Genomic DNA, 24,193 nt, shown 5'->3' on the forward strand with positions numbered 1-24,193 from the left:
GTCACTCCCCCGTCCCGTCACGGCCCGGCCGCAATTCGTCGAAAGCATCGTGCGTGTAGTCCACCATCGCGGGCAGGTCGGCGAGCACTCCGCGATCGCCGAGGTAGGCGAACTCGATCCGGTCGGTGTAGGTCACCACGGTAATCGCCAACGCCCGGTTGGCCAGTAGCGAGGGCACCAGGAACATGTCGCGCACCGGGGCGCCGTGCAACCAGCGCTGGCCGACCGGGGTCGGGGCGACGGAGATCGGCACGTTGTAGGTGTGCCGGTTCCAGCTGGTGAAGAACTTCGTGGCGACGTCGGCGAAGGGGGTGACGCCCAAGTCCGGGAGCAGCGGGTTCATCCGCCGCGACTGGCGCGACGCGGAGTTGGCATTGCGCTGCGCCAGACCCGCGACCTGCGCGAGCACCACCGACGGATTCGACTCCCCGACGGGCAGGTCGGTGACGAACCCCGGCCCGTCCTCCCCGGACCACGCGGTATCCGGGCCGTCGGCGGAATCGGGCGGGAGGTCGTCCGGGTCGGCCTGCATCGTCAGCGGCAGGACGACGCGCACCGCCGCTCCCGCGGCGAGGGTCTCGGTGAACGAGAGCAGCCACCGGCGCAGCACGCCGGTCAGGACGGCGAGTTGGACGTCGGCGCGGGTACACCCGTAGTGCTCGGCGATCCGGGTCGCCTCCGAGGCCGAGATGCTGGCGACGGCGAAACTGCGCGTCGACGTGGTCGCCCGGTTGAGCGGACTACTCGGCGCGGAGTTGGCGACCTGCGAGATCGCCTCGGTCACCTGCGACACCGACGATCGCGCCAGCGAGCGCAGCCCCGCCACCGGTCCGTTGCCGCCGAGGATGGTTTCGACCATCTCTCCCGGGCGGGCCAAGCCCTCGGTGATGGCACCCATCGCGAGCTGCACGTCGCTCGGGGCCGTCTTGGGCATCCACAGGTCTTCGGCCGGTTCGGTCGACGCGGGAACGCTGTCGAGCAGCACTTGCGAGAGCTCCGGCGAATCGGGCCCGAGCAGCGCCCGATGGGTCTTGGTGAGGACCGCGATGGCGCCGTCGGCGAGGCCCTCGATCACGTACATCTCCCACAGGGGGCGGTTGTGGTCCAGCGGGCGGGACAGGACACGCCCGACGAGATCCTGGAGCTGTTCGGCTCCCCCGGGACGGGGCAATCCGGCACGTCGGATGTGGAAGTTGATGTCGAAATCGGCGTCGTCCACCCACACCGGGCGGGCCAGCCCCATCGTCACCGGCTTCACCACCTGCCGGTACCGCGGCGCGTACTGGATCCGCCCCTCGGTCAGGGTGACGAGCGACCGGTAGTCCACGGTGTCACCGGTCGCCGCGGCCCGCGGATCGACGATCATCAGGGTGCCGACATGCACCGTCGAACCCGCCTCGTCGAGGAAGTAGTACATCGCTTCGCGGGGGGTCAGCCGATTCACCATGATCAAGCGATCCTATCGGTCCGCAACCCTTTGCGCGGACCCTCCCGCGGAGACCGGACACCGTCGTTTACGATCACCGCAGTCCCCGCCGACAAGCAACAGAGGAGTCGACCGATGGCCTCCCGCACGACTCAGCTTTGGACGGCGATCGCCGTCGTTTTCGCCAGCGGCGCACTGCTGCTGGCCACCGCCCCGCCGACCAACTTGGTCAACGCACCGATCAACCCGAATGCCGGGGCCCAGGGCGGTGACTTCGACACGAAGGTGACCCCCGCGCTCGCCTCCTTCTACGACACCCCGCTCCCTCCCGATGCGCACGTGGGCCAGTTGTTCGCCGCCCAACCGGTCGAGGAGGCCCCGGCCGACGTCAAGATGTTCCGGATCCTCTACGTGTCCACCGATCTGCGGGGGAACAAGATCGGCGTCTCCGGCCTGTACGTGGCACCGCGGGACGGCGCACCCGCCGCTGGCCGTCCGCTCGTCGCCTTCGCCCACGGGACCACCGGGGTCGGTCGGATGTGCGGCATCAGCCACACGCCCTTCACACCGTCGACCCCCGGGTTCACCGCGTGGGGTCCGCACCTGAAGCCGCTCGTCGATGCCGGGCTGGCCGTTGTCGCCTCCGACTATTCGGGCATGGGCGCCCCCGGTCCGTCGTCATACCTGGTCGGCCCCCTGGAGGCGCGCGGCGTACTCGACTCGATGCGCGCCGTCCTCAATCCGTCGCCGATGATCGGCGACATCCCGATCGACAAGGGCAAGCTCGCCGTCTACGGAAAGTCCCAGGGCGGCGAGTCGGCGACCAGCACCGTCGAGATCGCACCGACCTACGCCCCGGACCTGCGGCTGTCCAGCGGCGTGATCCTCGCGCCGGGCTACACGCCGCCGATCCGCGGCATCCTGAGCGCCGTCGCGAAGAATCCGACGAGCACCGACCAGAACATGTTCATGCTCCTGATCGCCAAGTCCTACGCCGAGAACTACTCGATCGGCCTCGACGAGATCCTGACTCCCGAGGGCGTCAAGCGGGCGAAGCTCCTCGAGAACCATTGCGGTTCCGACCTCGCCGACCGCCTCTCCGACATCCCCCTCAACCAGCTGCTCAAGACCCCCGTGTCGAAGGACCTGATCGCCGCGATGGGCCGGGCCATGCCCGGCACCAAGAGGCTCACCGCCCCGATCGGCGTGTGGCAGGGGCTGAAGGACAAGACGATCCTCCCCGAGGTCACGCACGCACAGGTGATGTCGCAGTGTGCCCTGGGCACCACCACGTTCTACGTGCGCTATCCCGAAGACGACCACGGATCGATGAACTACCAGGCGCGAATGCACCAGCCGTCGGCCATCGACTACATGAAGGGCATCTGGGCCGGCAATCCCGCTCCGAACAACTGCGCCAACCAGCTGCTCGGCACCGTGCGCACCAACTCGAAGGTGAAATAGCGTGAACCACCACATCCCGGTAGAAGCTTCGCTCGGCCTGGCCATCGGTTTCCTCGTCGTCACCTGGGCCGCCTTCCGCAGCTCGGACGCGCCCAAGCCGGGCGTCATGAGCCGCGGCGGGATGGCCGCCGTCCTCGTCTACGCGGTGTTGGCCGTCCCGGTCTTCGCGACGAGCGGCCTGACCCTCCTGGGCCTGGTCGTGCTCCTGGTCGTCATCGCGCTGGCGTTCGCGGCCAACACCCTCTCCCGCGGCCGGGCCGCGCAGGATTCCCCGGGAACCCTTGAGCGGTTCACCCGGACGGCGGTGTCGATCGGCATCGCGGCGGTGCTGCTGGTGTCTGCCGCCCAGACGATTTCGCTCGTCGGCCGCCTCGACCCGCGCATCGTCGTCGTCACGGTCGCCGCGGTGGCCGCCTACCTGGTGTTCGCGCAGGGCCTCGCCGCCACGCATCGCATCGGCTCGACCACGATGTGGTTCATGATCGTCCCGGTCGTGGTGGCACTGTTCCTCGGCCTCTTCCTCGGCGGCGCCGACGTCCTGGTCCCGCCCCTTCGGCCGGTGGCGGGTATCTCGGCGGCCTCCGCGGTCGGCATCGCGCTCGCGCTGATCGCCATCGGCTGGGCCGACAACACCCTGCGCACCAGCGCCCGGGTGGGCAAGTGGTCGCCGGTGCGGACCCTGCTGGGGCCGCTGGTCGTCGTGGCGCTCATCGTCGTCGGCCTGCTCATGTTCCTCGGCGGCGGCGTGCTCGTCCCGTCGTTGGAGTTCTTCACCGTCCCGGCGAACCTCGACAAGGTGCCCGGCGTCGCCGGCGCGGCCTTGCTCTTCCTCACGGTGTTGTTCACCGGGCTGACGGCGCACGCCTTGTCGGGCACGGCCACGGGTGAGCCGGACGCACAGCTCTCGAAGACCACCACGACGACGCTCTGGGCGGCGATCATCGCGGCCGTGCTCGCGCTGGTCGGCCTCGGCGCCCCGATGCTGCTGCTCCTCACCTCACTGGTGGCGGCGGCCCTGCTGGGCGCCCAGGCCGCCGGTCGCCACGCCGATCGCGGCTTGGCGGTGGGTCTGGTGGTCGCCTTGTTCGCGCTCACCGCCTTGCTGGTCACCGGCGAGACGGCCGTCGGATGGTGGACCGGGCTCGCCGTCCTCGTCACCGCGGTGGCGGCGTGGGCGGCAGCGGTCACCGGTACGGGCGAGTCCCGGGCGGTCCCCGCCGCCTGAGCCTCAGTCCACCATCAGGCCCTGGATCCGCCAGGAGGGGGTCCGCGCTCCCTTCTTCGTGCGGACCCGCGCCAACCTGCCCGCGAAGGCGCGCACGCGCTCACCGCTGGTGTAGGTGCCGAAGAACTCGGCCTGGCCGTCGGCCGCGAGTTGGATGTGTACCCGACGCAGGCGCAGTCCGGGGGTGGCCTGCCCGGCGCTCTGTGCCGCCAGCCGGGCGTCGTACCTCGACCTGCCCCGGCTGATGACGTGGTCGATCACCGGCGGCGCGACGAGCGGGCGCAGCGCGGTCACCGGCCGACGACGGTCGACGACCTCGAGCACGACGGTCATCGCGGCGACGGCGAACTCCCGCGCGGCCACCGCATCGGCGGCGACGGCACGTGCCGGCACCTCCGCTCGCCCCGGTTCGGGGGCAGGCGGTGCCGGGCGCAGGACGCGCGGCTGCGGCGTCGCGACCCCGTCGGCGCACTCACACGAGCGCCCCCACCGCCCCGGATGCTCGAAGGGCGGGGCGGGGCGAACGACGACCTGGCTGGTGTCCATATAAATGGGACGCAGCACAGGGCCGAACGGTTCCACCGGAACCGAAATTCATCGCCGAAGCGATACCTCAGCGACGACGCTTACCGCGCTTCGGCGCAGCCTTGGCGGCCTTCTTGCGACGGTTGGGCCGGGGGCGGATCCCCACCTGGTCGCCGTCGACGTCGGCCGCGTCCTCGTCGAAGGCGGCGGCGTCACCGGTCTCGTCGGGGCCGGTGAACACCATCGGCACCTCGGCGGGCTCGGCGGGCACCCCGCTGGCGCGCAGCGCCGCGGGAACCTTCGACTGGTCGGCCGAGTCGGCGACCGGACCGGTCGGCAGCTCGGGGCCGGGCTCCTGGACGGGTTCGGTCTCGACCTGCGCGTTGTAGAGGAAGCCGAGGCTCTCCTCCTTGATGCCCTCGAGCATGCCGTGGAACATGTCGAAGCCCTCGCGCTGGTACTCGACGACCGGGTCGGCCTGGGCCATCGAGCGCAGGTAGATGCCCTCGCGCAGGTAGTCCATCTCGTAGAGGTGATCGCGCCACTTGCGGTCGATCACCGACAGCAGGATGCTGCGCTCGAGCTGGCGCATCGCGCCCTCGCCCGCGATGGCGTCGATCTCGGACTCGCGGCGCTCGTAGGCCTTGTGCGCGTCGTTGACCAGCACCTCGCGCAGTTCGTCTGCCGCGACGTCGTCGCGCTCGCCGAACTCGTTCTCGCCCAGCACCTCCCGCGGCGTCAGCTGGATCGGGTAGAGCGACCGCAGCGCGGTCCACAGCTCGTCGGTGTCCCAGTCCTCGGCGTAGCCCTCGGCGGTCGCACCGTCGACGTAGGCGCCGACGACGTCGTCGATGAACTGCTGGATCTGCTCGCGGTGGTCCTCGCCGGCCAGGATCGTCGAGCGCTCGCGGTAGATCACCTTGCGCTGCTCGTTCATGACCTCGTCGTACTTGAGGACGTTCTTGCGGACCTCGAAGTTCTGCTGCTCGACCTGGGTCTGCGCCGACCGGATGGCCTTGGTGACCATCTTCGCCTCGATGGGCACGTCGTCGGGGAGGTTGACGCGGTTCATGATCGATTCGAGCGCCGCGCCGTTGAACCGTCGCATCAACTCGTCGCCCAGCGAGAGGTAGAAGCGGGACTCGCCCGGGTCGCCCTGGCGGCCGGAGCGACCGCGCAGCTGGTTGTCGATGCGGCGCGACTCGTGGCGCTCGGTGCCGAGCACGTAGAGACCACCGGCCTCGCGTACGTCCTCGGCCTCCTGTTCGGCGTTGCGGCGGGCGATGGTGATCGCCTCCTCCCACGCGGCCTCGTATTCCTCGGGCGTGTGCACCGGGTCGAGCCCGGCCTTGCGCAGCCGGGAGTCGGCGATGATGTCGGCGTTGCCGCCGAGCACGACGTCGGTTCCACGGCCGGCCATGTTCGTCGCGACCGTCACCGCGCCGACGCGGCCGGCCTCGGCGATGATCTGCGCCTCCTGCTCGTGGTACTTCGCGTTGAGCACGCTGTGCGGGATGTCGCGCCGCTGCAGCTGCCGCGACAGGTACTCCGACCGCTCCACGCTGGTGGTACCGATCAGCACCGGCTGACCCTTCTCGTGCCGCTCGGCGATGTCGTCGACGACGGCGTCGAACTTCGCCTCTTCGGTCTTGTAGATCAGGTCGGTCTGATCCTTGCGGATCATCGGCTTATTCGTCGGGATCGGCAGCACGCCCAGCTTGTAGATCTGGTCGAACTCGGCGGCCTCGGTGTCGGCCGTACCGGTCATGCCCGACAGCTTGTCGTACATGCGGAAGTAGTTCTGCAGGGTGATGGTGGCCAGGGTCTGGTTCTCCGCTTGGATCTCCACGCCCTCTTTGGCCTCGATGGCCTGGTGCAGGCCCTCGTTGAACCGGCGGCCGTCCAGCACGCGGCCGGTGAACTCGTCGACGATGACGACCTCGCCGTTGCGGACGATGTAGTCCTTGTCGCGGAAGAAGAGTTCCTTGACCTTGATCGCGTTGTTCAGGTAGCCGACCAGCTGCGAATTGGCCGCGTCGTAGAGGTTGTCGATGCCGAGCTGGTCCTCGACGAAGCCGACCCCCTCCTCGTGCACGCCGATGGTCTTCTTCTTGATGTCGACCTCGTAGTGGACGTCCTTCTTCATCATCGGCGCCAGGCGCGCGAACTCGACGTACCACTTGCTCGACGAGTCGGCCGGGCCGGAGATGATGAGCGGGGTGCGGGCCTCGTCGATGAGGATCGAGTCGACCTCGTCGACGATCGCGAAGGCGTGGCCGCGCTGGACCTGCTGGTCGATCGAGTGCGCCATGTTGTCGCGCAGGTAGTCGAAGCCGAACTCGTTGTTGGTGCCGTAGGTGATGTCGGCGTCGTAGGCGCGCTTGCGGGCCTCCGGCGACATCGCCGAGAGGATCACGTCGGTCTCCAGGCCCAGGAAGCGGTGGACGCGGCCCATCCACTCGGCGTCGCGCTTGGCCAGGTAGTCGTTGACCGTGACGACGTGCACGCCGTCGCCCGCCAACGCGTTCAGGTAGGCCGGCAGCACACAGGTCAGGGTCTTGCCCTCACCGGTCTTCATCTCGGCGATGTTGCCGAAGTGCAGCGCCGCGCCACCCATGATCTGCACGTGGAAGTGCTTCTGGTCGAGCACGCGCCACGCCGCCTCGCGTGCCACGGCGAAGGCCTCGGGCAGCAGCTCGTCGAGGGTTTCCCCGCCGGCGAGGCGCTCCTTGAACTCCGCGGTCTTGTCCCGCAGTTCGTCGTCGGTGAGCGCGGCGGTCTCGTCTTCGAGAGCTTCCACGTGACCGGCGATCACGTCGAGGCGCTTGACCATCCGGCCTTCGCCGACGCGGAGCAGCTTGTTCAGCACTTGGCAATCCCTTGTGTATAACCGTGAATGTCGTCGGGGCCCGAAACGGACCCCCTGACATGGTACGGAACTACCGCACGCCCGGCACCGTTGAGGTGCCGGGCGTGCCGTAGAAGGTGGGCTCAGACCAGCCGGATCAATCCGTAATCGAATGCGTGGCGGCGGTACACCACCGACGGGCGGTCGGACTCCTTGTCGTGGAACAGGAAGAAGTCGTGGCCGACCAGCTCCATCTCGTAGAGGGCGTCGTCGACGGTCATCGGCACCGCGGAATGCTCCTTGGTCCGCACGATCTGGCCGGGCTCATGGCCGTCGACCTCGTATTTCTCCTGGTCGCGGGCCGCTGCCGCCAGCGTGTCGGCGGTGCTGCCGGCCAGTGCCCCCGCACCGGTGGCGGTGGCCTCGGCCAACGAGGTCGGCGTGCGCAGGCCGTAGCTGATCTCCTTGCGCGACTTGGCCCGGCGCAGGCGCGTGCCCAGCCGGTCCAGCGCGAGCTCGAGTGCGGCGTAGAAGTTCTCGCCCCCCGCCTGCGAGCGGACCACCGGCCCCTTGCCGAAGGCGGTGAGCTCCACCTGCTGGCACGCCTTGGCCTGGCGGCGATTCCGCTCGTGGTAGAGCTGCACGTCGAAACGGGTGATCGTCGGGTCGTAGCGCTCGAGTCTCGCCAGCTTGTCCCCCACGTAGACGCGGTAGTGCTCGGGGATCTCGACGTTGCGCCCGGAGAAGGTCACCGAGGCATTCGGCTCGGCCGGTTCCGACGAGACCTGGGTGCCGGGCGGTCGTTTGAACGCGGCCGCGGCATCGAAGGAGGTGTCCGCCTCACGCGTGTGGTTGGCCTTGGACTCGCGATGGCCTTTGCGGTGGATGACAGTCGACATACAAACCTCCTACTGGCGGGGAAATCTCCGAAAGCTCATGCCAGCCTGGGCGGCTGGCACCTGACGTGGCAGCGGCCTCACCTCCCTGTCTTCGCTGCCGCGAGGCGGTGGGGGGAACGTTGAAATCGACCGTAGTCGCAGTTGCACCGCACTGCCAGGTTTTGGTGCACGCAGGCGCGCCGCGCCGGCGAACGTGATGGGATGGCAATCGAGGGGACCGACGGGGGGATCGAAATGAGGGAATCGGCGCGCCCGTTTGCGCCCGGACAACTGCTGCGCGCACTGGCCGACCTGGTCGTTCCCCTCGAATGCGGCGGCTGTGCGACGCCGGGCACCCCGTGGTGCGCCGCCTGCGCCGCCCACCTTCTCGACGTGCCCCGGCCCGTCGATCCGCGCGTCCGGATCGGGGCACCGGTCTGGGCACATGGTCCCTACCGCGATCCCCTGCGCAGCGCTCTCATCGGCGTCAAGGAGCGCCACCGTCGCGACCTGGTGGACCCCCTCGCCGCGGCGCTCGCCCGGTCGCTGGTCACCCTGGCCCGGTGGGGCGAGCTGCCCGACGCCGGACACCTGGTCCTGGTTCCGGCACCCACCCGCACGCTGGCTGCCCGGCGGCGCGGCGGCGATCCGGTGTCGGCCTACTCGCGCGGTGCGGCCCGTCGGCTGGGACCGGGCGCCGACGTCGCCGCACTGTTGCGGACCGCCCCCTGGGTGCGCGACTCCGCCGGGCTGTCCGCGTCGGCGCGTCGGGCCAATCTGCGCGGCTCGATCCATCTGCGGCGCACCCCGGACCTCCCGGCCGACGCCGCCGTCGTCCTCGTCGACGACGTGCTCACCACCGGGGCCACCGCGGCCGAATCGGTCCGCGTCCTCGCGACGGCGGGGATCCGCGTCGACCTCGTGCTGGTGCTCGCCGCAGCCGGTTGACCGGCTCGGTTGAGGACAACCGGGGTCAGGGCAGCACCGGCACCATGTCCGCGCCCTTGGCGGCGGGCACGTCCACCCACGTCTGGTCCCGGTCGCGCGTGCTGCTGGAGAGCATCAGGACCCCGCGGGTATCGGCGACATAGGTCGCCGAGAGGTTCGCGGCCACCGCGCGCACCGGCGGCGCCAGATTGCCGGTGACCAGTCCTGCGGCGGGCAGCCCGGAGATCGGCACCTGTGTCACCGGTGTCTCGGCGGCGTCCCGGCCGACGACGAGCGTGGTCGGGGACGCCCAGTCGAGTGCGACGGCGCGGTTGCCGATGTTGAACGCGGCGAATCGGGGGTGCGCCAGGACGAGCCGGCCGTCGTCGCCGGTCCCGATGACCGCGAAGATCACCTGGCCGCCGACGATGAGCGCCACCCGCACCCCGTCCGGCGAGACCTGCAGGTCGGTGATCGGGCCGTGCGCCAACGCCGCGAGTTCGGTGGTGTCGGCGACCGCGCCGCGCGGGTCGGCCCCGCCCGGCGCCCACCGGGTGGGCCGGCCGTCGACGACCGCCCAGATCTCCGAATCGGCGCCGAAGCTCGGCCGGGTGATGGTCGTCCCGGTGTCCAGCTGTGTGACCGCGCCGCCGTAGGGACCGGTCACCAGCGACGCGGTTCCGCCCGTCGACGGTTCATCCGTCACCTCGCCGACGTCGGGTGCGGCGGTGGGCCGGTCCGGGCGCGCGGCCCGGACCGCGGCGACCCGGGAGCGGTCGTGGCTCAGGCTCGCCGAGGCGACGATCCGTCCGTCGTTGAGATTCCCGCCGACCGGCCGCAGGGCATTGGGCTCCACCGACGAGAGCGTCCCGCCGCTGATCACGTCGAGCTTCTCGTCCTGCCCGGTCAGCGCGGTGGGCGAATACCGCTGCACCTGCGCCAGCTGCAGACCGTCGGGATGGTCGCGCAGCAGCGGCTGCCCGTCGAGGATCACCTCGTAGGGGGCCGGCGCGTCGGCGCTGCTCAGCGTCCACACGATCTGGGCCGCCATCAGTTGACGATCGGCGTCGGAGGGGGCGCCGCCGTCGGTGAGGTTGATCCGCACGCCGCCCTGATCGCGCCTGGTCACCTCACCGAGCTGCGTCTTGGGTCCGATCGCCGATCCCACCGACTGCTCCAGATCGATGCTGGGCCCGGCGAGCATGCGCGCGACGACCGACGACGTGGAGACCTGGCCGCCGAAGAACCAGCGCGGGTCGCCGACGAGGCGCTGGTGCCCCCGGTCGGTGAAGTACAAGGTGACCAGGCGATAGGTCGACTCGAACTGGGTGCGGTCCAACAGGACGCCCGTCGGCAACGGGCCGTCGATGCGCCAGCCGGCCGACGTGTGCGCGAGTTTGAGACTGGCCTCCACGCGCCCGGTGGCGGGCAGCAGTTGCCCGTTGACCTTGAGCGAGGCCGTGTTGTCCCCGACGATGCGGACCCGCGCGTCGTTGTCGGTCCGCGACTCGAGGAGCACGTTGATGTTGCTCAGGACCGCGGTGTCGCCGCGGTCGTCCCACCGGGCCCCGCTGTCCTGGGTGAGGAAGGCGCGTGCCGCCGAATGCGCGGCCGTCGGATCGGCCGTCGCCCGCAGGAAGGCGTGAACGGCCGCCTCGGGGTCCATCGATGCGTCGGGACGCGGCGGCGGCGGGGCGGCCGGTCGGCGGTCGAAGGATTTCATCGGCTGCGGCGAGGAATCGGTGGGGATGGCGACGCAGCCCGCAGCCAGCACCGTCACCGCCGCGGTCAGCACGCCGATCAGCGCGCGAGTCGGCCTACGCTCCACTGTTCACCCCCGTCGGACGCAGCGGCAGCGGACTGCCGAGCACCTTGTGCCCCCGCTTGAGCGGCAGCGTCAGGCGGAAGTTGGCGCCCTTGCCCGGCTCGCCCCAGGCCTCCAGTCTGCCCGAGTGCAGATGCGCGTCCTCGACACTGATCGCCAGGCCGAGCCCGGTGCCGCCCGATCGCCGGTACCGCGACGGGTCCGAGCGCCAGAACCGGTTGAACACCAGCTTCTCCTCCCCCGGCCGCAGGCCGACGCCGCGGTCGCGGACGGTGACCGCCACCGCGTCCCCGTCGGTGCGCATGGTGAGGGTGACCGGGCGCTGCTCGGAATGGTCGATGGCGTTGGCCAGCAGGTTGCGCAGGATGCGCTCCACCCGTCGCGGATCGATTTCGGCGATGACCGGATCCTCGGGGAGGTCGACGACGAGTTCGGTGCCGGTCTCCTCGGCGAGATGGCGCACCGTCTGCAGCGCCGCCTCGATCGGGATCGACATGGGCATCTGCTCGGCCGCCAACTCGGCCATGCCGGCGTCGTGGCGCGAAATCTCCAACAGCTCGTTGAGCAAGGTCTCGAAGCGGTCGAGTTCCTTGTCGAGCAACTCCACCGAACGCTTGCGCACCGGGTCGAGTTCGTCGCGGCCCTCGTACAGCAGGTCCGAGGCCATCCGGACCGTCGTCAGCGGCGTCCGCAACTCGTGGGAGACGTCGGAGGTGAACTGCCGTTGCAGGCCGCCGAACTCCTCCAGGTGCGCGATCTGCCGCTGCAGGCTCTCGGCCATGTCGTTGAAGGACATGGCCAGCCGGGCCATGTCGTCCTCGCCGCGCACCGGCATCCGCTCGGACAGCCGGCCGCTGGCGAAGCGCACCGCGACCCGGGCCGCGGACCGCACCGGGAGCACCACCTGCCGCGACACCAGCCAGGCGATGGCCGCCAGCAGGCCCAGCAGGACGACGCCGCCGGTGAGCAGCGTGCGGAACACCAGGTTGACGGTGTCCTGCTCCACGGTCAGCGGGAACACCAGGTACAGCTCGAGGCCCGCGATCGCCGAACTCGTCGGCGTGCCGACGAGCAGGGCCGCGGTCCGAACTCCCCCGGCCGTCTCCACCGTCGAATACTGGTAGGCCACCTGGCCGCTCTGCACCATGTTCCGCAGGTTGGCCGGGATGGCCGCCACCGGTCCGACGCCGACGTCGCCGACGCCGTCGCTCCCCGGACCGCGCACCAGCAACACCGTGTCGAAGGCCCCCACCGCGCGGGAGCCGGCACTGCCCGAGTCCGCGCTGTCCCGCTCGGTCAGCAGCGATCGGGTCTGGCGCAGACGCGTGGTGAGCGGGGTGCTCGGATCCGGGCTGGCCAGGTCGCGCTCGACCGAGGCGCGCGCACGGTCGATCTCCTCGCCCGCGGCGGCCAGCTTGGCGTCGAGCAGGCTGTTGGTGATCTGCGACATGAGCACGAAGCCCAGGATGACGAGCACGACCAGCGAGAGCGCGAGCGTCGAGCAGATGACGCGCAGCTGCAGGGAACGCCGCCACACGCCGCCGAATCGATGCCCCAGCTGGGACAGATTGCGGCGCAGACGAGCCGTCGGGCTGTTGGGCCGGCGCGGTCGGGCCGAGCGCACCCGGCCGGATCGGTCGGTCACGGCGGTCCGGCTTTGTAGCCGACACCCCTCACGGTCAGGACGATCTCCGGGTTCTCCGGATCGGTCTCCACCTTCGCGCGCAGGCGCTGCACGTGGACGTTCACCAGGCGGGTATCGGCCGGGTGGCGGTATCCCCACACCTGTTCCAGCAGCACGTCGCGGGTGAACACCTGCCGGGGTTTGCGGGCCAGGGCCACGAGCAGGTCGAATTCCAGCGGGGTCAGGGAGATGGGCTCCCCGTCGCGGGTCACCTTGTGCGCCGGCACGTCGATCTCCACCGGGCCGATGGACAGCATCTCGGCCGGCTCGTCGTCGGTGCGACGCAGGCGGGCGCGGATGCGCGCGACCAGTTCCTTCGGCTTGAACGGCTTGACCATGTAGTCGTCGGCGCCGGACTCCAGGCCGAGCACCACGTCGACCGTGTCGGTCTTGGCGGTGAGCATGACGATCGGGACGCCGGAATCCTGGCGCAGCACACGACAGACGTCGATGCCGTTCATCCCCGGCAGCATGAGGTCGAGCAGGACGAGATCGGGGCGTATCTCGCGCACCGCGGTCAGCGCCTGGGTTCCGTCGGCGACATGGAAGGGCTCGAACCCCTCCCCGCGAAGCACGATCGTCAGCATCTCCGCGAGAGCGGCGTCGTCGTCGACGACCAGGACACGTGGCTTCATGCGGTCCATAGTGACACTTCCGTGACCTTTTGTTCGGGATGACGCGCCGGGGGACCCGGTGGCCGGCGGACCGAGGGTTTTCCCTCGATTCCCCACCCGCACCGGTCCTGCCTACCGTCGTCTTACCCGCCGACGGAGCACCGCGCGGGACCGTGCGCGAGGAAGGGTCCAGTCATGGCAGCCGAATTCACCGGGAGGATCGCCGCCGACGTCCGCGATTCGCAGCCCGATTGGACGCCGTTCCTCGAGCCGAGCGCCCCCGACGGCGCGCCGAACGTCTTGTTCATCGTCTGGGACGACACCGGCTACGGCGCCTGGGACCTCTACGGCGGGCTCGTCGAGATGCCGACGATGCGCCGGATCGCCGATCGCGGGCTGCGCTTCTCGCAGTTCCACACCACCGCGCTGTGCTCCCCGACGCGCACGGCGCTGCTCACCGGCCGGAACGCTCAGAGCAGCGGCATGGGGACGATCGGCGAGATGGCCGACGGCTTCCCGGGCCTGTCCTGTCTCATCCCGCGGGAGAACGGGCTGCTGCCGGAGATGCTGCGCGAGCGCGGCTACAACACCTTCGCCATCGGGAAATGGCATCTGAGCCCCGCCGTGGAGATGGGGATGGGCGGCTCGAAGCGCACCTGGCCGCTCTCGCGCGGCTTCGACCGCTTCTACGGGTTCCTCGGCGGGCTGACCGACCAGTGGTATCCCGACCTGACCTATGACAACCACCCCGTCGAACCGCCCGCCCGGCCCGACGAGGGCTATCACCTCTCGACCGACCTCGCCGACAAGGCGCTGGAGTTCCTGCGCGACAGCCGCAGCGCCGCACCGGGCAAACCGTGGTTCGCCTACGTCGCGCCGGGAGCGGGCCACGCTCCGCACCACGCCCCGCGCGAATGGTCCGACCGCTACGCCGGGAAGTTCTCGATGGGCTACGAGCGCTACCGGGAGATCGTGCTGGCCAATCAGAAGGAGCTCGGCCTCCTCCCCGAGGACACGGAGTTGCCGCCGCTCAACCCGTATGGCGAGGCGACCGGCCCGGAGGGGCAGCCGTGGAGCGAGAGCGATCTGGTCCGCGCCTGGGACGACCTGCCGGAGAACGAGCGGCGCCTGTTCGAGCGGCAGGCCGAGGTCTACGCGGGCTTCCTCTCCCACGCCGACCACCAGCTGGGCCGGATCATCGACTTCCTGGAGGAGACCGATCAGCTCGACAACACGATCATCGTCGCCATCTCCGACAACGGGGCGAGCGCGGAGGGCGGCGCGCTGGGTTCGGTCAACGAGAACCGTTGGTACAACGGCATTCCCGAGGATATGGACCTGAACCTGTCGCTGCTCGACGACCTCGGCCTGGAGAACACCCACCCGCACTACTCCAACGGCTGGGCGATGGCGTTCAACACCCCGTTCAAGATGTACAAGACCTACGCCTCGGTCGAAGGGGGCGTCGCCGATCCGATGGTGCTGTCCTGGCCGGCCCGCGTCCCGGCGCGCACCGAGCCGTGCGCCGCCTACGTCCACGCGATCGACGTCGTGCCGACCGTGCTGGAGGCCATCGGCATCGACGCCCCGGCAGCGTTGGGCGGCGTCGAGCAGTCGCCGGTGGAGGGGGTGAGCTTCTTCCCGGTGCTGCTCGACGAGAACGCGGCCGTCGCCAAGGAGCACCAGTTCTACTCGATGCTCGGCACCCGCGGCATCTGGAGCGGTGGGTGGCATGCCTGCACCGTGCACGCGCCCACCCCGTCCGGCTGGGGGAAATTCGACGCGGACCGCTGGGAGCTCTACCGCCTGGCCGACGACCGCAACCAGCTCCACGACCTCGCCGAGCAGGAGCCGGCGAAACTGGCCGAGCTGCGCGACCTCTGGGATCGCCTGGCCACCGAGTACAACGGCTATCCCCTCGATGACCGCAGCTCCGAGGAGATCCTGGCCGTCGCGCGCCCGAACAACACCGGGATCACCGACAGCCTCGTGCTCTACCCCGGTTGCGCGCCCTTCTCCGAGCACGGCGGGGGCGTGGAACTGCCGCACCGGCCGTTCGCGATCACCGCGTCGATCACCGTCGACGATCCCGCGTCCGCGCAGGGCATCATCTTCTCGCAGGGCGGCCGATTCGGCGGTCACGCGCTGATGATCCGCGACGGGAGGATCCGCTACCTCTACAACTGGCTCGGCGAACTCGAGCAGGAGCTCGTCGCCGACACCCCGGTGGCCGGCGGCCCCGCGACGATCGAGGTGCGCTACGAGATCGACGAGATGGTCGACGGCTCCCCGCACGGGCCGGCGACGCTCGAGGTGAACGGGCAGACCGTGGCGCAACGGCGGATCCGCACCCAGCCCGGGTACTTCAGCATCTCCGGGGAGGGGTCGACGGTCGGTCGCGAGACGGGACAACCGGTCACCGCGGACTACGAGCCGCCGTTCACCTTCCGCGGCGGGACCATCGACCAGGTCGTCGTGCGGGTCGGCGCCCCCTTCACCGGCGAGGCGGCGGTCTCGGACACGGCCGTCACGGCGGGGTTCGCCCGGGATTGACCGGCGCTACTCCGAGGCGTTCCACGTGGCGACGCCGACGCGCGAGGTCACCCCGAGCTTTCCCATCAGGCGCGTGACATGTCCCTCGACGGTCTTCGGCGAGAGCTCGAGCCGCCGGGCGATCTGTTTATTCGCCAACCCTTCGCGGATGAGCGCCACGACTTCGGTCTCACGAGGGGTGAGTCCGACTCCGCCGTCATCGATCCGTCCCGGATCGTCGCCGCGGCGGGCATAGAGGAGCGCCTCACGGGCGGTCATCGACACTCCGAGCGCGTCGGCGCCCTCGGCGGTGATCGCCGCGAGGTCGGCCGCCACGTCGGGAGCCCGCGCGGTCGCCGGGTGCAGGCCGATCACATCGGCGTGCCCGGCGGCCGCGACCAGGGTGGCGGCCCGCGACCGATCGCCCCACCGGTTTTCCAGCAGCGCGCAGGTGATGATCAGGTCGATATTCTCCGGGCGATCCGGGAAGTCCAGGGCGACGTCGAGCGCGGCGCCGACGTGTCCGAACGCTGCCGCACGGTCGTCTCGGCGCCAGGCGTAGAGGGCGAACATCTGTTGGGCGAAGCCGCGGTAGTAGCTCTCGTCGAACCGTTGTGAGAGGACCACGATCTCGTCGCAGACATCGGCTGCCGCCCGGTAGTCGCCGCGCAGGTTGTGCGCGTACACCTGCAACTGCCGGCCGCGCATACTCATCCGGATCAGTCCCGGATCGGCGTCGGCGAGGGAGACCACGGCGGCCAGGGTGGTGATCGCCTCGGCCGTCTGACCCCGCTGGATCTGTCCGAATCCGGCGACGTAGCCGTGGGCGCCGCGGACGAACGGGTCGCCGCTGCCCGCGACCATCTCGGTCAGCTCGCGCAGGTAGGCGTCCCCGTCGTCGACCCGACGCATCCCGAAGGCGAAGGTGCCGGCCAGCACCAGGGTGCGCAGCCGCAGGTCCGGGGGCAGCCCCGGTTCGCGCAGCAGCCGCCGCAGCCAATACATCCCCTCGTCGAGGCGACCGGTGGCCCACCAGAGTTCCGGCGCGGGCAGCAGGACGAGGCCGAGGAGATCCGCGTAGGCCCCGACGGCAAGCGACGAGCGGGCCGCCTCGCCGAAATTGGCGACCTCCGACTCGGCGGCGCGCAGCTGCCGCGCCTGGTGCGGTCCCACCCATTGCTCTTCGAGGCCGGCGCCGATCCGGGCGTACCACCGGGCGTGTGCCGCGCGGACCGTTCCGGCCTCTTCCGGCGTGCGGTCGAGGCGGTCGCACGCGAAGGCGCGGACGGTCGCGAGGAGCCGGTAGCGCATCGGCCCGTCGGTCCCGGCGACCGTTTGCAGCAGCGAGCGCCCGACCAGGGCGTCGACCAGATCGAGGGCGTCCCCGCCGACGCCGTGCGCGCCGAGCACCTCGGTCGCCGCGGCCAGGTCGAATGATCCGCCGAACACCGACAGCGCCTCGAGCGCGAGCCGTTCGTCGGCCGATCCGAGGCGGTGACTCCAGGCGATCGAATCGACCAGTGACCGACGGTTGGTCGACGCGCGCCCCGGGTTGGCCGCCAACACGGCCAGCGGGGCGCGCAGCCGATCGTCGAGTTCGACGAGCGAGAGGACCCGGGCGCGGGCCGCGGCCAATTCGATCGCGAGCGGTAGACCGTCGAGGCGGGCGCAGATCCGCGAGACCAGCTCGACGTCGCCGTCCCCCTCGCCGATGTCGGCTCCGCGCGCCCGCGCACGGTCGTAGAACAGGGCCACGGCATCGGCGCGGGAGCCGCGGTCGATCGCCAAGGGGGCGACGGTGAACACCCACTCCCCGGCCACCCCCAGTTCCGAGCGCGAGGTCGCGATGATGCGCAGGTGCGCGCAGCGGTCCAGCAGGGCGACGATCACCTCGCCGACGGTGTCGATGAGGTGCTCGCAGTTGTCGACGACGAGCAGTGCGGGCCGGGCGTCGAGGTAGCGGACGATGTCGGCGACCGTGTCGCCGCCGCGCGTCGGTGCGCCGACCGCCGCCAGGATGGTCGGGGCGACCAGGCCGGGCTCACCCACCGGCGCCAGGTCGACGAACCAGCACCGGTCGTCGAAATCGGCGGCCAGGCCGCGGGCCGATTCGACGGCCAGCCGGGTCTTGCCGACGCCGGGCGGGCCGACCAGCGTCGTCAGGGGATGCGCCGCCACTCGGGTCCGGATCCGTCGGAGTTCGGCCCGCCGCCCGACGAAGGAGGACAACGGGCGCGGCAGCATGCGGGTCACGCGAGCGCGGCGAGCACCGTGTCGATGCGCCGCTGCCTGGTCTCCGGCCGCTTCGCCTCGACGACGCCGCGCGCCGCCTCTTTGCGTTTGGTGTACGAGAGTGCGTCGAAGGCGGCCCGTGCGCCGGGCACGCCGTCGAGCGCCGCGGCGAGGTCGTCGGGGAGATCGACCTCCCGCTCGGCGGTGTCGAGCGCGACCGTCGCGGTCACCTCGTCGCCGATGTCGACGCCGAGCTCGGCGCGCGCCGCCTTCGACAGGCCGATCAGATAGACACCGCCCATCGGGGCGACGCGCAGCCGCGCACTGCGGTTCCCGACGGTGACGACCACCGCGGCGCGCTTTCCCCCGCCCAGATCGTCGACTTGCCCGTCGGTCAGGGTGAGCGCGGTCGCCGGACCGACCGGTTCCAGCGTGGTGGTGATCGTCAGCGGCACGCCCCGAGTCTAGGCGCCGACAACGGCGCGGCGAAGTGAATGGCGGCGAGTCGGTAGTGTCGTGGATCGTGTCCACGTTCATCACCGTCGAAGGACTCGACGGAGCCGGTAAGCGCACCCTCGTCGACGGGCTGCGGCAGCAGTGGGCGGCCGACGGTTTGCGCGTCGCGACGATCGCCTTCCCCCGTTACGGCGAGTCCGTCCACGCCGATCTCGCGGCCGAGGCGTTGCGCGGCGGACACGGGGACCTGACCGACAGCGCCTACGCCATGGCCCTGCTGTTCGCCCTGGATCGGCGGGCGGCGCTTCCACGGTTGCGGGAGTTGATCGACGCGCATGACGTCGTCATCGCGGATCGGTACGCCGCCTCGAACGCGGCCTACACCGCGGCGCGCGTCGCCGACCACTCGACGGCGGCGGCGGTCGAGGCGGCCGAATGGGTGCGCGCCCTGGAGTTCGAGCGCTTCGGACTACCCGTACCGCAATGGCAGCTGTTCCTGGGCGTGCCCGTCGACGTCGCCGCACAGCGCGCCGTCCACCGCGCGGCGGCCGACGCCACCCGCGAACGCGACCGCTACGAGCGGGACGCCGCCCTGCAGGAGCGCGTCGACGAGGCCTACCGCGGCCTGGCGGCCGCACAGTGGGTGGCGCCGTGGCGCGTGCTGTCCGGCGACCCGGAGCCGGGGCTGGCAGCGGAACTACTCGACTGAACCGGTAAACCCAACACTTCGGGACAAACCCGACGCCTCGCGGCCGCTGGGTTTGTCCCGAAGTGTTGGGTTTGCGCGGGGATCAGTACCGGTAGTGCTCCGGCTTGTACGGCCCCTCCACGTCGACGCCGATGTATTCGGCCTGCTCCTTGGTGAGCTTGGTCAGCGTGCCGCCGAGCGCCTCGACGTGGATCCGCGCGACCTTCTCGTCGAGGTGCTTGGGCAGGCGGTAGACCTCGTTGTCGTATTCGTCGTTCTTGGTCCACAGTTCGATCTGCGCGATGACCTGGTTGGAGAAGCTGTTGCTCATCACGAAGGACGGGTGGCCGGTGGCGTTGCCCAGGTTCAGCAGGCGGCCCTCGCTCAGCACGATGATGCTGTGACCGTCCGGGAACACCCACTGGTCGACCTGGGGCTTGACGTTGATGCGGGTCATCCCCGGCGCCGACTCGAGCCCGGCCATGTCGATCTCGTTGTCGAAGTGGCCGATGTTGCCGAGGATCGCCTGGTTCTTCATCTTCTGCATGTGCTCGAAGGTGATGATGCCCAGGTTGCCGGTGGAGGTGACGACGATGTCGGCATTGCCGATCGCGTCGTCGACGGTGACGACGTCGAAGCCGTCCATCAGCGCCTGCAGCGCATTGATCGGATCGATCTCGGTCACCTGGACCCGAGCCCCCTGACCGGCCAGCGACTCGGCGCAGCCCTTGCCGACGTCGCCGTAGCCGCAGACCAGCACCTTCTTGCCGCCGATCAGCACGTCGGTGCCGCGGTTGATGCCGTCGATCAGCGAGTGGCGGGTGCCGTACTTGTTGTCGAACTTGGACTTGGTGACCGAGTCGTTGACGTTGATCGCGGGGAAGGCGAGGTCGCCGGCGGCGGCGAACTGGTAGAGCCGCAGCACGCCCGTCGTCGTCTCCTCGGTGACGCCCTTGACCGACTCGGAGATGGCGGTCCACTTGCCCTTGTCCTGCGCGAAGCGGTCGCGCAGCAGGTTGAGGAAGACCTTGTACTCGGCGGAGTGGTCGTCGTCGGCGGGTGGCACGACCCCCGCCTTCTCGAATTCGGCGCCGCGCAGCACGAGCATCGTCGCGTCGCCGCCGTCATCGAGGATCATGTTGGCCAGCACCGGGTTGCCGTCGGCGTCGGCGGGCCAGGTGAGCATCTGCTCGGCGCACCACCAGTACTCCTCGAGCGTCTCCCCCTTCCAGGCGAACACCGGCACGCCCTTGGGCTCGTCGACGGTGCCGTACGGGCCGACGACGACCGCGGCGGCAGCGTGGTCCTGGGTGGAGAAGATGTTGCACGACGCCCAGCGGACCTGCGCGCCGAGCGCGACGAGGGTCTCGATGAGCACCGCGGTCTGCACCGTCATGTGCAGCGAACCGGAGATGCGGGCGCCCTTCAGCGGTGCCACGTCGGCGTATTCGCGACGCAGCTCCATCAGACCGGGCATCTCGTGCTCGGCGAGTTCGATCTCCTTGCGCCCGAAGTCGGCTTCGGCGAGGTCGGCGACCTTGAAGTCGATTCCGTTGCGGTGCTCGGCGGTCGGCGTGGACTTGGACACGAGGCTCATCTGCTCCCCTAATCGATGATGTGCGCGGGTTCCGCCCAGGCTATCGTGCCGCCTCGGTCGGCCCGAGTCGGCCCCGCCGCTCGTCGGGTCAGGCTTCGCCCCGCTCGCGCCGCCCGACCATCGAGTGCCGGCTGCCGTAGGCGAAATAGACGACGAACCCGAGGGCCATCCACACCAGGAACCGGATCCAGGTCAGCGCCGAGAGGTTCAGCATGAGCCAGACGCAGGTCACGATCGCGAGCACCGGGACCACGGGACCGCCGCGCACGACGAATCCTCTGGGCAGGTCGGGTCGGCTGCGGCGCAGCACCATGACCGCGCCGGCCACCACGACGAAGGCGAACAGCGTCCCGACGTTCACCATCTCCTCGAGTCGGTCGATCGGGAAGAACCCGGCCACCAGGGCGACGACGGCACCGATGATCAGGGTCAGGCGGGCCGGGGTGCCGAACCGCGTACTGGTCTTGGCGAGGCCGCGGGGCATCAGGCCGTCGCGCGACATCGCGAACAGGACGCGCGATTGGCCGAGGACCAGCACCATGACCACCGTCGTGAGACCGGCCAGGGCGCCGATGGCGATCAGCTTCTCCGCCCACATCACCCCGTTGATGGCGAAGACGTCGGCGAGGTTCTTCGAATCGTCGCCCTTGCCGGCGAGCTGGTGGTAGTTGGCCATCCCGCTGACGACGAGGGTGACCAGCACGTACAGAACGGTGACGATGGCCAGCGAGCCGAGGATGCCGCGCGGGATGTCCCGCTTGGGGTTGCGCGTCTCCTCGGCCGTGGTCGCGACCACGTCGAAGCCGATGAAGGCGAAGAACACCACCGAGGCCGCGGCGAGGACGCCGTACCACCCGTACGAGGTGTTGCCCGCGCCGGTGATCAGCGAGAACAACGAGGAGTCCACCGACTTGGCCGCGTCGCCGCCGCCCTGGCTCGGCGGGATATAGGGCGTGTAGTTGGCCGCCTTGACGTAGAAGAAGCCGACGACGATGACGAGCAGCACCACCGCGATCTTGACGGCGGTGATGACGGCGCTGAACCGGGAGGAGAGCTTGGTTCCGACGGTGAGCAGGATCGTCACGAGGGCGACGACGGCGACCGCCCCCCAGTCGAATCCGATGCCGCCGATGGAGACCGAGTGCATGGACTTGGGCACCGACGGGATGAACGCGTGTACCAGGTTCCCCAGGTAGCCCGACCAGCCCTTGGCGACGGTGGCCGCGCCGACGGCGAACTCGAGGACGAGGTCCCACCCGAGGATCCACGCCAGGAACTCGCCGAAGGTCGCGTAGCCGTAGGTGTACGCCGATCCGGCGACCGGCACCGTCGAGGCGAACTCGGCGTAGCACAGCGCCGCCAGACCGCAGGCGAAGGCCGCCATCAGGAAGGAGATCGAGATGGCCGGCCCGGCGTTGTTGCCCGCCTGCGACACCGTGACGGTGAAGATACCGGCGCCGATGACGACCGCGACGCCGAAGACGATCAGGTCGCGGACCGAGAGGTCCTTGCGCAGCTGGTGGCCGGGTTCCTCGGCATCGGCGAGGGACTGCTCGATGGATTTGGTGCGCAGCAGCGGACTGACCATCGCCTAGACCTCCGCCGTCGTCGCGTCTGTCTCGTCGGTCCCGCGGTCGATATCGGGCTCGAGGTAGATCGGGCCGACCTGCGGCACCGCCTCGCGGATCCGGACCTCGGCGGCGTCGATGGTGCGCGCGATCGTCGATGCGTGCTTGGCCGCGGGGATGGCGATCTTGGCGGCGACGAGCAGTTCTTCGGGCCCCAGGTACTGCGTCTTGATGTGGATGACGCGCTCGATGGTCGGCTCGGCATCGAGGGCGGAGATGATCGCCCGGTGTTCCGCCTCGGTGGCCCCCTCGCCGATGAGCAGGCTCTTCATCTCGACGATCAGCACGACGGCGATGATGCCGAGCAGGATGCCGATCGAGACGGTGCCCAACCCGTCCCACAATCCGTCGCCGGTGGCCCAGGTCAGGCCGACGCCGATGATCGCCAACACGAGGCCGATCAGCGCGCCGCTGTCCTCCAGCAGCACCACCGGGAGCTCCGGGTTGCGCGAGTTGCGGATGAACCGCCACCAGCTGGCCCGGCCTTTGAGCGGTGACGACTCCTTCACCGCCGTGCGGAAGCTGTAGCCCTCCAGACAGATGGCGACGGCGAGGATCGCGACGGCGATATACGGCGACTCCAGCGTGTGGTCGTGACGGTGCTGGAGCTTCTCGAAGCCCTCGTACAGGGCGAACAGCGATCCCAGCGCGAAGATCACCAGGGCGACGATGAACGAGTAGAAGTAGCGCGCCCGGCCGTAGCCGAACGGGTGCAACGTGTCCGCGTCGCGCTTCGCCCGTTTCTGCCCCAGCAGGAGCAGTGCCTGGTTAGAGGTGTCGGCGACCGAGTGGACACCCTCGGCCAGCATCGACGATGAGCCGGTGATGGCCCAGCCGACGAATTTCGCGACGGCGATACCGCCGTTGGCGACGAGTGCGGCGACAATCGCCTTCTTGGATCCTTCAGCGGACACGGGTGCCTCACGGGTTCGGAAGATGGTCAGGGATGATTCGGACACAGCGTACCGTTGCCCGAATCATCCCGACCGTCTTACACGGCGAACGTGCGGCCCACCCGCATATCGGTGTTGCCCATCGTCGACGAGGCCTTGGTCACCGCCGAGCTCAGATTGTTGAGCCGGGTCCGTGATTCGTCGAAGACGCGGTCCCAGTGGTGCTGGGCGTCTTGGTATGCCTGCGCGCCCTGGGCGGACTGCCAATGGGTGGCCAACGCGTTCACCTGGGTCCGCAGCTGGCCCGACAACTGCTCGAGTCGGGCGAAGTTGCGGTTCAGATCGCCGGTCAGGGTGTCGAGCGCGGCGAAGTCGTACTGGATGAGACTCATGATTTCCTCCTTGTGGTTGTTGCTCTGGTCGGTCGGTCAGACCGCGAGCGAGCCGGTGATGGTCGCCGCCCCCGAGTCGTCCTCGTCGCCGTAGCCCGCGAACGACGAGGCGAGCTTCGCCTTGATGTCTTCGAGCGCGAGGTTGAGCTTCGTCGCGCTGGCGTTCCAGTCGGCGTGCGTCGAGTCGTACGCCCCAGATGCGCGTCCCTTCCAGGTGCCGGCCGCCGTCTGCGAGGCGGTCTGGATGGCACGGATGACCTGCTGCATCTCGTCGACGATCCCGGCGACCGACTTGGTCGACGCCATCGACGCCCCGACGTCGAGATTGAGCCCTGATCCGGGCATGGTGTTCCCCCTTC

19 protein-coding genes are annotated in these 24,193 nt (G+C 69.9%); 5 read left to right on the forward strand and 14 right to left on the reverse strand.

Annotation, left to right across the window (positions count from 1 at the left end; translation table 11 throughout):
- Position 1: 1 nt before the first annotated feature.
- Complete coding sequence (locus tag HUN08_RS13670; protein WP_124246787.1) at positions 2-1,447, reverse strand: wax ester/triacylglycerol synthase domain-containing protein; 1,446 nt, start codon at positions 1,445-1,447, stop codon at positions 2-4.
- A gap of 114 nt (positions 1,448-1,561) precedes the next feature.
- Between HUN08_RS13670 and HUN08_RS13675 the strand changes: the two genes are divergently transcribed.
- Both HUN08_RS13675 and HUN08_RS13680 read left to right on the forward strand, forming a co-directional pair.
- Positions 1,562-2,890, forward strand: a complete 1,329-nt coding sequence (locus HUN08_RS13675) for a lipase family protein (RefSeq protein WP_124246786.1) — start codon at positions 1,562-1,564, stop codon at positions 2,888-2,890.
- A gap of 1 nt (position 2,891) precedes the next feature.
- Positions 2,892-4,115, forward strand: coding sequence for a hypothetical protein (locus tag HUN08_RS13680; RefSeq protein ID WP_124246785.1), 1,224 nt, complete (start codon positions 2,892-2,894; stop codon positions 4,113-4,115).
- 3 nt (positions 4,116-4,118) lie between these two features.
- Here the strand turns inward: HUN08_RS13680 and HUN08_RS13685 are convergent, their stop codons facing one another.
- The 3 genes from HUN08_RS13685 to raiA form a co-directional block, all read right to left on the reverse strand.
- The gene (locus HUN08_RS13685; protein WP_124246784.1) at positions 4,119-4,679 is read right to left on the reverse strand and encodes an Rv3235 family protein; all 561 of its coding nucleotides are present in this window, start codon (positions 4,677-4,679) and stop codon (positions 4,119-4,121) included.
- Positions 4,680-4,728: 49 nt separating this feature from the next.
- Positions 4,729-7,509, reverse strand: a complete 2,781-nt coding sequence (gene secA, locus HUN08_RS13690; protein WP_124246783.1) for a preprotein translocase subunit SecA — start codon at positions 7,507-7,509, stop codon at positions 4,729-4,731.
- Between the two features lie 122 nt (positions 7,510-7,631).
- On the reverse strand, positions 7,632-8,387 hold the full coding sequence (raiA, locus tag HUN08_RS13695) for a ribosome-associated translation inhibitor RaiA (protein WP_124246782.1): 756 nt from the start codon (positions 8,385-8,387) through the stop codon (positions 7,632-7,634).
- Positions 8,388-8,621: 234 nt separating this feature from the next.
- Here raiA and HUN08_RS13700 point away from each other — a divergent pair, with 234 nt between their 5' ends.
- Positions 8,622-9,314 carry a ComF family protein gene (locus HUN08_RS13700; RefSeq protein ID WP_124246781.1) on the forward strand — a complete coding sequence of 231 codons (693 nt, stop codon included), beginning with the start codon at positions 8,622-8,624 and terminating at the stop codon, positions 9,312-9,314.
- Between the two features lie 25 nt (positions 9,315-9,339).
- On the opposite strand, the gene HUN08_RS13705 is transcribed toward HUN08_RS13700, so the two are convergent.
- From HUN08_RS13705 to mtrA, 3 genes are all read right to left on the reverse strand, one after another.
- The gene (locus HUN08_RS13705) at positions 9,340-11,121 is read right to left on the reverse strand and encodes an LpqB family beta-propeller domain-containing protein (RefSeq protein ID WP_124246780.1); all 1,782 of its coding nucleotides are present in this window, start codon (positions 11,119-11,121) and stop codon (positions 9,340-9,342) included.
- Positions 11,111-12,697 (reverse strand): MtrAB system histidine kinase MtrB, encoded by a 1,587-nt coding sequence (gene mtrB / locus HUN08_RS13710; protein WP_301546999.1) that lies wholly within the window; start codon positions 12,695-12,697, stop codon positions 11,111-11,113. Before mtrB ends, HUN08_RS13705 begins: the two co-directional genes overlap by 11 nt.
- A gap of 62 nt (positions 12,698-12,759) precedes the next feature.
- Complete coding sequence (gene mtrA / locus HUN08_RS13715) at positions 12,760-13,446, reverse strand: MtrAB system response regulator MtrA (RefSeq protein ID WP_124246778.1); 687 nt, start codon at positions 13,444-13,446, stop codon at positions 12,760-12,762.
- 165 nt (positions 13,447-13,611) lie between these two features.
- Here mtrA and HUN08_RS13720 point away from each other — a divergent pair, with 165 nt between their 5' ends.
- Entirely contained in the window at positions 13,612-15,969 is a 2,358-nt protein-coding gene (locus tag HUN08_RS13720; RefSeq protein ID WP_124246777.1) for an arylsulfatase, read from the forward strand.
- A gap of 6 nt (positions 15,970-15,975) precedes the next feature.
- Here the strand turns inward: HUN08_RS13720 and HUN08_RS13725 are convergent, their stop codons facing one another.
- Both HUN08_RS13725 and HUN08_RS13730 read right to left on the reverse strand, forming a co-directional pair.
- Positions 15,976-18,192 carry a LuxR C-terminal-related transcriptional regulator gene (locus tag HUN08_RS13725; protein WP_301547000.1) on the reverse strand — a complete coding sequence of 739 codons (2,217 nt, stop codon included), beginning with the start codon at positions 18,190-18,192 and terminating at the stop codon, positions 15,976-15,978.
- Positions 18,193-18,197: 5 nt separating this feature from the next.
- Complete coding sequence (locus HUN08_RS13730; RefSeq protein ID WP_124246775.1) at positions 18,198-18,635, reverse strand: YdeI/OmpD-associated family protein; 438 nt, start codon at positions 18,633-18,635, stop codon at positions 18,198-18,200.
- A 68-nt stretch (positions 18,636-18,703) separates the two neighbouring features.
- Between HUN08_RS13730 and HUN08_RS13735 the strand changes: the two genes are divergently transcribed.
- Entirely contained in the window at positions 18,704-19,345 is a 642-nt protein-coding gene (locus HUN08_RS13735; protein WP_124246774.1) for a dTMP kinase, read from the forward strand.
- An 82-nt stretch (positions 19,346-19,427) separates the two neighbouring features.
- On the opposite strand, the gene ahcY is transcribed toward HUN08_RS13735, so the two are convergent.
- The 5 genes from ahcY to HUN08_RS13760 form a co-directional block, all read right to left on the reverse strand.
- Entirely contained in the window at positions 19,428-20,921 is a 1,494-nt protein-coding gene (gene ahcY, locus HUN08_RS13740) for an adenosylhomocysteinase (protein ID WP_124246773.1), read from the reverse strand.
- Between the two features lie 88 nt (positions 20,922-21,009).
- Positions 21,010-22,509, reverse strand: coding sequence for an amino acid permease (locus tag HUN08_RS13745; RefSeq protein ID WP_124246772.1), 1,500 nt, complete (start codon positions 22,507-22,509; stop codon positions 21,010-21,012).
- 3 nt (positions 22,510-22,512) lie between these two features.
- Positions 22,513-23,463 carry a cation diffusion facilitator family transporter gene (locus tag HUN08_RS13750; protein WP_124246771.1) on the reverse strand — a complete coding sequence of 317 codons (951 nt, stop codon included), beginning with the start codon at positions 23,461-23,463 and terminating at the stop codon, positions 22,513-22,515.
- 77 nt (positions 23,464-23,540) lie between these two features.
- Complete coding sequence (locus tag HUN08_RS13755) at positions 23,541-23,834, reverse strand: WXG100 family type VII secretion target (protein WP_124246770.1); 294 nt, start codon at positions 23,832-23,834, stop codon at positions 23,541-23,543.
- A gap of 36 nt (positions 23,835-23,870) precedes the next feature.
- Positions 23,871-24,179: a WXG100 family type VII secretion target gene (locus tag HUN08_RS13760; protein WP_124246769.1), complete on the reverse strand. Its 309-nt coding sequence runs from the start codon at positions 24,177-24,179 to the stop codon at positions 23,871-23,873.
- Between the last annotated feature and the right edge of the window lie 14 nt (positions 24,180-24,193).

Origin of the sequence: Gordonia sp. X0973, from assembly GCF_013348785.1 — a bacterium.
GTDB lineage: Bacteria > Actinomycetota > Actinomycetes > Mycobacteriales > Mycobacteriaceae > Gordonia.

Bases quoted from the DNA above. Each gene is read 5' to 3' on its own strand.
- HUN08_RS13670 (WP_124246787.1), bottom strand. From the start codon at position 1,447: ATGGTGAATCGGCTGACCCCCCGCGAAGCGATGTACTACTTCCTCGAC.
- HUN08_RS13675 (WP_124246786.1), top strand. From the start codon at position 1,562: ATGGCCTCCCGCACGACTCAGCTTTGGACGGCGATCGCCGTCGTTTTC.
- raiA (WP_124246782.1), bottom strand. From the start codon at position 8,387: ATGTCGACTGTCATCCACCGCAAAGGCCATCGCGAGTCCAAGGCCAAC.
- HUN08_RS13700 (WP_124246781.1), top strand. From the start codon at position 8,622: ATGAGGGAATCGGCGCGCCCGTTTGCGCCCGGACAACTGCTGCGCGCA.
- mtrA (WP_124246778.1), bottom strand. From the start codon at position 13,446: ATGGACCGCATGAAGCCACGTGTCCTGGTCGTCGACGACGACGCCGCT.
- HUN08_RS13720 (WP_124246777.1), top strand. From the start codon at position 13,612: ATGGCAGCCGAATTCACCGGGAGGATCGCCGCCGACGTCCGCGATTCG.
- HUN08_RS13725 (WP_301547000.1), bottom strand. From the start codon at position 18,192: ATGCTGCCGCGCCCGTTGTCCTCCTTCGTCGGGCGGCGGGCCGAACTC.
- ahcY (WP_124246773.1), bottom strand. From the start codon at position 20,921: ATGAGCCTCGTGTCCAAGTCCACGCCGACCGCCGAGCACCGCAACGGA.
- HUN08_RS13745 (WP_124246772.1), bottom strand. From the start codon at position 22,509: ATGGTCAGTCCGCTGCTGCGCACCAAATCCATCGAGCAGTCCCTCGCC.
- HUN08_RS13755 (WP_124246770.1), bottom strand. From the start codon at position 23,834: ATGAGTCTCATCCAGTACGACTTCGCCGCGCTCGACACCCTGACCGGC.
- HUN08_RS13760 (WP_124246769.1), bottom strand. From the start codon at position 24,179: ATGCCCGGATCAGGGCTCAATCTCGACGTCGGGGCGTCGATGGCGTCG.